This window comes from Mycobacterium sp., assembly GCF_019247615.1.
Taxonomy (GTDB): Bacteria; Actinomycetota; Actinomycetes; order Mycobacteriales; family Mycobacteriaceae; genus Mycobacterium.
Window position 1 is genome coordinate 1 of record NZ_JAFBAT010000211.1, and the last position, 7,646, is coordinate 7,646.

9 protein-coding genes are annotated in these 7,646 nt (G+C 64.4%); 3 read left to right on the plus strand and 6 right to left on the minus strand.

The window, feature by feature from the left end; translation table 11 throughout:
* Positions 1 to 279: 279 nt before the first annotated feature.
* On the minus strand, positions 280 to 768 hold the full coding sequence (locus tag JO059_RS14605; RefSeq protein ID WP_293319872.1) for a VOC family protein: 489 nt from the start codon (positions 766 to 768) through the stop codon (positions 280 to 282).
* A 225-nt stretch (positions 769 to 993) separates the two neighbouring features.
* Between JO059_RS14605 and JO059_RS14610 the strand changes: the two genes are divergently transcribed.
* On the plus strand, positions 994 to 1,848 hold the full coding sequence (locus tag JO059_RS14610) for an alpha/beta hydrolase (protein ID WP_293319874.1): 855 nt from the start codon (positions 994 to 996) through the stop codon (positions 1,846 to 1,848).
* Positions 1,849 to 1,980: 132 nt separating this feature from the next.
* Here the strand turns inward: JO059_RS14610 and gnd are convergent, their stop codons facing one another.
* Positions 1,981 to 3,003 carry a phosphogluconate dehydrogenase (NAD(+)-dependent, decarboxylating) gene (gnd, locus tag JO059_RS14615; protein ID WP_293319876.1) on the minus strand — a complete coding sequence of 341 codons (1,023 nt, stop codon included), beginning with the start codon at positions 3,001 to 3,003 and terminating at the stop codon, positions 1,981 to 1,983.
* Between the two features lie 15 nt (positions 3,004 to 3,018).
* Complete coding sequence (locus tag JO059_RS14620) at positions 3,019 to 4,428, minus strand: glucose-6-phosphate dehydrogenase (protein WP_293319878.1); 1,410 nt, start codon at positions 4,426 to 4,428, stop codon at positions 3,019 to 3,021.
* Positions 4,429 to 4,530: 102 nt separating this feature from the next.
* On the opposite strand from JO059_RS14620, the gene JO059_RS14625 reads away from it, so the two are divergent.
* Positions 4,531 to 5,364 carry an adenylate/guanylate cyclase domain-containing protein gene (locus tag JO059_RS14625; RefSeq protein WP_293319880.1) on the plus strand — a complete coding sequence of 278 codons (834 nt, stop codon included), beginning with the start codon at positions 4,531 to 4,533 and terminating at the stop codon, positions 5,362 to 5,364.
* Here JO059_RS14625 and JO059_RS14630 read toward each other — a convergent pair.
* Both JO059_RS14630 and JO059_RS14635 read right to left on the minus strand, forming a co-directional pair.
* On the minus strand, positions 5,316 to 5,525 hold the full coding sequence (locus JO059_RS14630) for a hypothetical protein (protein ID WP_293319882.1): 210 nt from the start codon (positions 5,523 to 5,525) through the stop codon (positions 5,316 to 5,318). The genes JO059_RS14625 and JO059_RS14630 overlap by 49 nt on opposite strands.
* 88 nt (positions 5,526 to 5,613) lie before the next feature.
* Positions 5,614 to 6,210, minus strand: coding sequence for a CHAP domain-containing protein (locus JO059_RS14635; RefSeq protein WP_293319884.1), 597 nt, complete (start codon positions 6,208 to 6,210; stop codon positions 5,614 to 5,616).
* 114 nt (positions 6,211 to 6,324) lie between these two features.
* Here JO059_RS14635 and JO059_RS14640 point away from each other — a divergent pair, with 114 nt between their 5' ends.
* Entirely contained in the window at positions 6,325 to 7,005 is a 681-nt protein-coding gene (locus JO059_RS14640) for a guanylate cyclase (RefSeq protein WP_293319886.1), read from the plus strand.
* Between the two features lie 5 nt (positions 7,006 to 7,010).
* Here JO059_RS14640 and JO059_RS14645 read toward each other — a convergent pair whose 3' ends face one another.
* Entirely contained in the window at positions 7,011 to 7,334 is a 324-nt protein-coding gene (locus JO059_RS14645) for a putative quinol monooxygenase (RefSeq protein ID WP_293319888.1), read from the minus strand.
* Positions 7,335 to 7,646 lie beyond the last annotated feature (312 nt).

Sequence of the window (7,646 nt, forward strand, 5' to 3'; positions counted from 1 at the left end):
AGCCATTGTCAGCCATTGTCAGCCATTGTCAGCCATTGTCAGCCATGTCCACTCCCGTGTGCCGCGTCCGCACCGACCAACCTAACGCCTGTGGGCCGCACCCGCACCGACCCCCGACCGCAATCACCGGAATCTGGACGAGGGCAACAGTTTTCGACGTTGAGGACGGTCAGGCGGCCGCCGTTCGCGGCGGACATCTTCGAGCCCATCGCCCGCTCATGTCGACCGCCGCAGGTAGCTCGGCGTCGAGCAACTTCGGAGCCGCGGGGATCGTCCGGCTTATCGCGTGAACTCGCCCACCGCGTCCGCTGCAGCTTCCAGCTCGGATATCACGATCTTGCGCATGCCGTACATCGCCCTGGTCGCCGCGGCCGCGCGGTCCCGGTCGGGGTCCGCGATCAACTCGTAGAGCCGGTCCGGAATGATCTGCCAGCTCAGACCGAAGCGGTCCTTCAGCCAGCCGCACTGCGATTCCTCGCCACCCTCGGTCAGGCGCTTCCAGTAGTAGTCGACCTCGTCCTGGTCCTTGCAGTGCACGGTAAAGGACACCGCCTCGCTGTGCGTGAACTGCGGGCCACCGTTGATGCCGATGAACCGGGTGCCGTCCAGGACGAAACTGCCCGACAGGACCGTCCCCGGTAGACCGGGGCCGGCATCCGTGGTCCGGTTGAAACCCTCGATTCGCGAATTGGGGAACACCGAGGCGTAGAACTCCGCCGCTTCCTCCAGGTTGTGGTCGAACCAGAGCGAGGGTGTGATCGATGGCATGGCCGTCCTTACCTTTCTTGTCCGACGTTTCGCGTCCGTTCGAGTCCGTTCTGACATACAGACCCACCTGCAGCCCAGAACTCACCGGCCTGGAGGGCACTTTCGGCACCCGACCGCAACGATTCGGCAGCTTCGCCGAGCTCTGCCCCGCCACGCCGCTCTCGCCGGGGATCGGCAGCGAACGGTGCTTGAACAGCCGTTAAACAGGCTATGTAATGTCGGGCCATGAGCATGGTAAGCAGCAGCCCGCAGACGGTCGAGTTTTCCGGTGTCGGCGGCATCACCCTGGTTGCGGACGAGTGGAATCGCGGCTTGACCGATCGACCGACGATTCTGCTATTGCATGGCGGCGGTCAGAATCGATTTTCCTGGAAGAAGACCGGTCAGATCCTGGCCGACGACGGGTTGCACGTCGTGGCGCTGGACTCGCGCGGCCACGGTGACAGTGATCGCGCTCCGAATGCCGACTACGACGTGGACACGCTGACCGCCGACGTCATGCACGTCCTGGACGCCATCGGTCGACCGGCGGCCCTGATCGGGGCGAGTATGGGTGGGTTGACGGGCATCCTCGCCGCGCACCGGGCCGGACCCGTCCGAGTGACCAAGCTCGTACTCGTCGACGTCGTTCCGCGATTCGAGAAGGGCGGCAGCGCCCGCATCCGGGAATTCATGATGGGCAACATCGACGGATTCGACTCGCTGGATCAGGCCGCCGATGCCGTCGCCGCCTACCTCCCGTACCGGAAGAAGCCGAGCAGCCCGGAAGGACTCAAGAAGAATTTGCGTCTGCGTGACGGCCGCTGGTACTGGCACTGGGACCCCGCGTTCATGACCAAGCCCGGTGACGACCCCGAGCTGCGCACCGAGAAGTTCGAGCAGGCGGCCAAGAGCCTGAGGATCCCCGTGTTGTTGATACGCGGGAAGCTGTCCGACGTGGTCAGTCCCGAGGGGGTCAGGCATTTCCTGGCCACCGTGCCCCGAGCGGAGTTCGTCGAACTGTCCAACGCCGGACACACCGCGGCCGGTGACGACAACGATGCGTTCAGCGACGCGGTGGTGGCGTTCGTCGAGCGCTGATTCGCAACGCGACCCATACACACCCGGGGCGGCCCGGGTAAGGCATTGCGTGGGACTCCAGGGAGACGACACGCCGGGCGAGGCCGCCCTCGGCGCACACCGAAAACTGCCAGTACTGCGCGTTCGGCGAACCTAGTTAGCCGGCTTCTCGGCATGCCCGCCGAACTGCTTGCGCATCGCCGATAGCGCCTTGTTGGCGAAGTCGTCGAGCTGACGCGAGGCGAACCGGGACTGCAGCGCCGTAGTGAGCACCGGGGACGGCACTCCCTCGTCGATCGCCGCAATGGCGGTCCACCGGCCCTCCCCGGAGTCGGAGACCCGCCCCGAAAACTCCTTCAGCTCAGGCGATTCCCGCAGGGCGATAGCGGTCAGGTCCAGCAGCCAGGAGCCGATGACGCTGCCGCGCCGCCACACCTCGGCGACCTCCGGGATGTCGAAGTCGTACTGATAGAAGTCAGGGCGCTCCAACGGCGCCGTTTCGGCGTCGCCCTCCTGCATACGCTTGCCGATGTCGGCGTTCCGCAAAATGTTCAGCCCCTCGGCGAGCGAGGCCATCATGCCGTACTCGATACCGTTGTGCACCATCTTGACGAAATGCCCGGCCCCCGATGGCCCGCAATGCAAGTAGCCCTTCTCCGACTGGGCGATCTCGCCCTCTCGTCCCGGGGTGCGTGGGGCCGCGTCCACGCCCGGCGCGACGGTGGCGAAGATCGGCTCGGCATGCTCGAAGGCGTAATCGGAGCCGCCGATCATCAGGCAGTAGCCGCGCTCCCGCCCCCACACCCCGCCGCTGGTGCCGCAGTCCAGAAGGTGAATATCCCTCTCGGACAATAGCTTTGAATGCTTCATGTCGTCGCGGTAGTAGGAGTTGCCGCCGTCGATAACGATGTCGCCGGCGTCCAGCACCTTGGCCAGCTCCTCGATCACTCCGGTGGTGATGGTCCCGGCCGGCACCATCACCCACACCACTCTCGGCTTCGCCATCTTCTCGGCCAGCTCCGCGTACGAGGACACCCCCGTCGTGTTGTCCTCGCCCGCCATCGCCTTGACCGCGTCGGGGTTGTGGTCATAAACCACGCACTCGTGCCCGTCCTTGACGACGCGCCGAACGATATTCGCGCCCATGCGGCCCAGGCCGATCATCCCTAGCTGCATCTTGTCCTGTTCTCCTTACTGTCGTGCTGGCGTGCGCTTGGGCAGCCAGGGCTCCTGCCAGCTGCGGTGACCATGCGGTAATGACTGCGCGGCCTCGGGACCCCACGAGCCGCGGTCATATTGGTGGATCCGGCCCGGCCTGTCCAGCACCGGCTGCACGATCCGCCAGGTCTCTTCGATGGCATCCTCGCGGGCGAAAAGCTGACGGTCGCCGGTGAGTCCGGCATACAGCAGCCGTTCGTAGGGTCGCACCGCTTCGCCGAGGTCCTCGGCGAACGAGGAGTCGAGGTGGACGTCATGCCAAGAGTTGCCGGCCTGGGCGGACAACTGCAGGCGCATCCCCGGATCGGGATCGATGCGCAGCACGATCTGGTTGGGCTCGGGCGGCCGACGGTTGGGCAGGAAGGAAAAGCCGGGCACATGGTGCAGAAACATCCGGACCTCGGTGACCCTCTCCGGCAGCGCCTTACCGGCGCGGAGGAAGATCGGCACTCCGGCCCAGCGCCAGTTGTCGATCTCCGTGCGCAGCGCCACGTAGGTCTCGGTCTGCGAATCTTTGGCCACGCCCGCGACGTCGGTGTAACCGCGGTACTGGCCGCGGATGCACCGATCCGGATCCAGCGCCGGCATCGCGCGGAAGACCTCTGCCTTCTTGTCGTTCAGATCGTCGGCGCCGGGGCCTACCGGCGGTTCCATGGCGACCAGGGCGAGCACCTGCAGCAGGTGGTTTTGCACGACGTCGCGCAGGGCGCCCACCGCGTCGTAGAACTTGCCGCGCTCCTCGATCCCGAAGTCCTCGGCCATGGTGACGTGGATTTCGGAAATGCTGTCGCGGTCCCACAGCTTTGCCAGGCCATTGTTGGCAAAGCGCAGATACTGCAGTTCCTCGACGGGCTGTTTGCCCAAAAAGTGGTCCACGCGCAGGATTTGGTCTTCATCCAGCACCGCACGCAGCCGAGCGTTGAGGTCGCGGGCGGAGGCCAAGTCGTGCCCGAACGGCTTTTCCACCGCGACGCGCGCGGAATCCAGTAAGTCCGCTTTAGCAAGATTTTCGACGATCGGCGCGAACAACGACGGCGGCATTTCCAGGTAGTACAGCGGACGGCGGTCCGAGCCGATCTGCTTTGCAAGCTCCGCATAGAGCTCCGGATCGGTGACATCACCGTGCAGATAGGACAACCGGCCCGCCAGCCGGTCGAACACCGCGTCGTCGATCTGTTCGCCGGAATCGCCGATGGCCTGCCGCGCCCGCTCCACCAGCTTCTCTTTCGCGATGTCATCACTGGCCACCCCTACGATCGGGCAGTCCAGCAAGTCGCGCGATTCGAGCCGGTATAGGGCGCGGTACGTCATCTTCCGGGCCAGATCTCCGGTAATGCCGAAGATCACCAGCATGTCCGAAGGGTTGTCGTCACCGTCGGCCAAGACGCGCACCTCCCTTGAGATTCGCTACCCGCGGCGGCCCGAACTCAACCCTAGACACTGCGTAAGGGCCCGACAAGCCGAAACGTTGGCCGCCTTGCAAGGATGGCGGCCATGAGCGACGCGCTGCACATCGCGGTCTACATCCTGGCCGGGCTGGCCGGGATCGAAGCCGTCGCACTCGTGGTGGTGGGGCGGTTGCTCGCGCGCACTCACCAGGAGATCGACGAGCTGCGGCACCGAACCGATGCCCGCAATCAGCTGCTGTCGGGCGGTCGCGAGGCCGTCAGACGGGTGTGGAACACCGCCAACGTGATGCGCAAGGAAGGCTTCGGCGCGGCCGTTCGCAGCTCGATCGAGGACCTCGCCGACTGGGCCGAGGTCGAGCGCCCGGACCTCGCCCGGGTCACCCCGGACGGGCGGGTGGTCATTCTGTTCTCCGACATCGAGGAGTCCACCGCGCTCAACGAGCAGATCGGCGACCGCGCCTGGGTCAAGCTGATCAGCGCGCACGACAAACTGATTTCGCGACTCGTGGAGCAACGGTCCGGACACGTGGTGAAAAGCCAAGGCGACGGCTACATGATCGCCTTTGCGCGCCCAGAACAGGCGGTGAGGTGCGGGGTCGACGTCCAACGCGCATTGCACGAGAATGCTAAACGCAAGCGGGACACCGAAATTCGAGTTCGGATCGGCATACACATGGGCCGGTCGGTGCGGCGCGGCGAGGATCTGTTCGGGCGCAACGTCGCGATGGCGGCACGGGTCGCCGCCCAGGCCGTGGGGGGCCAGATCCTCGTGAGCCAACCGGTGCGAGACGCGCTGCGCGACTGTGACGACGTCCGGTTCGACGAGGGCCGCGACGCCGAGTTGAAAGGCTTCTCCGGCAGCTATCGCTTGTTCTCGGTCGAGACGGAGCTCGATCCCGATTTCGACTGAAAACTCTGCGCATCGTATTCGGCCAGCCGCTGATGCAGCCGGGAGCGGATCTCGTCGGGGCTGTAGGCGCGTCGTTTCCGTTGGTCGCGAGCCACCAGCACTCCCCCGGCGACGACGCCGGCGACTCCGGCCAGCCCCACCCACTTCCAGATGCTGCGCATGATGACAGCGTATCCGCGATAGGGCCGCTTGCGAGCCGCACGGAAAATGCTTGCGCGCCATGGCTGGACCGCTGAAGGCGCGGGGTGCTCACATGGCGCTGGCCGGCGTGTCCGGGAAGGTCAAGAAGCCCGTCGGCCAATTATGCCCGGGGCCGATCACCTCGACCAGGTACCGGCCATCCAAGTCTCGATTCATCTGTTCAATGGTGATGGTGCCGTCAGGATTGACCGAATCCACCCAGGCAACGTGCCCACCCGGGCGATCGTTATACCAAGCGATGGAATCCGGAGTCGGATCTGTGGAGTAGACGGCATGGTCGCTCCAATCCGGGGCCGCGCCCCAATCGGGAAGCGTTATGCGCCAACGCGTCTTCCAACTGACGAATGACTCGCATTCGCGATTCGGGTAGCCAGCGGGATCAACAAGGACTCCAGGCGGTGCTTCGGAGAGATAAGCGGGGTAGCCGGGGTAGAAAAGGTAGAGCTCGTCCGCGTGCGCCTTGGCCGCGACCCACGGGAGCGCCGTCAACAGTGCCGTGATCGTCACGGACACCGTGACTTTCGCCATTTTGGCTCTCCAGTTCATTCCTTGGCTCACTTCGGCTTTCAAGGCATCCGGCGGAAATGACTTAGCAATTTTGATGTTTCGTGTCGGCAGTTGCAGCAGATTCCCAAGATCCCTCATGCTCCGGCATCGTAGCCGTGATTCCCCCGAAAAGGCCCTTTTGGTGCGGCGGCCCGGATGTCGCATTCGCAGTACATGACGTTTCATAATGGCTGCAAGCGACGAAGGGCTTACATGCCGACCCTCGAAAAAGCACTCGACGAAACGCGGACCGGCGACCTGTGGTTGTTCCGGGGCGTTTCCGGACCGGACCGTGCCATCCAAACCCTGACGAACAGCCCGGTGAACCACGTAGGGATGACGGTGGCCATCGACGATCTGCCGCCGCTGATCTGGCATGCCGAACTGGGCGACAAGCTCGTCGATCTGTGGACCGGGACCAACCATCGTGGTGTGCAACTCAACGATCTCGGCCAAGCCGTCACGCAATGGACGCAGCGGTACCGTCAGCGGTGCTGGCTGCGACAGCTGACGCCGTCCGCCGACCGCGAACAGGAGAACACGCTGCTGCGGGTGATCGCCCGGATGGATGGCACCCCGTTTCCCGCCACCATGCGCCTGACCGGCCGGTGGATGCGCGGCCGGCTCCCCACCGCCTACGATTGGTTACGCGGAATCCCGTTGGTGGACAAGAAGGTTCGCGAGTCGACCAAGCGCCGAAAGGCCACGCAGCGGGTGAGTCTGGAAACGGCATATTGCGCGGAGACGGTGGCGATCACCTACGAGGAAATGGGATTGCTCAGCACGGAGAAGTACTCCAACTGGTTCGACCCGGGCTCATTCTGGAGCGGGGAGACGCTGCCATTGACACCGGGCTACCAGTTGGGTGACGAAATCGCAGTCGTAGTAAGCTAATTCACTTACTCGACCGACATCTCCCTCATTTCCGACCAGCCCGTCGCATCGATCGTCTGACTGATGATTTTGGGTGTGGACGCCAGCGCCTGCGGGAGCTCGCGCATTGCTTCCTTGAAATGATCGCTGTTGACGTGGGCGCCGCCGGCGTCACCGTCACGGAACGCCTCGACCAGAACGTACTCCGCCGGGTTCTCCAGGCTGCGGGACCACTCGAACCACAGGTTGCCCTCTTCGGCACGGGTGGCCGCGGTGAACGGCGCCACCAACTCCGGCCAACGGTCGGTCCACTCGGGTTTCGTCGCGAACTTGACCACGATAAAGATCACTGCTGCCCCTCAACCAAGACACTGCCCGGGCCACTTTAAGGCCGGGGCTCGCCATCATCAAGGCCATCATCAAGCCGCCGCCGCGCATCCTTGCCTCGACGAAGGCTTCGGCATGTACGTCTGCCGTCTGTGAGGCCGCGAGCCACCACACGGAGTCAGACCACCGGCTCATGTCCCGCCTTCAGCAAATCTCGACCGGGGGCCGGTATTGACCGCATCAGACAAACTCGTCTACTGGCACTTCATGGAATTGATGCGCGCCGGGAACCGGCGGTGCAAGCCAGCCGGGTATGTGATAGGAATTCGCACGGA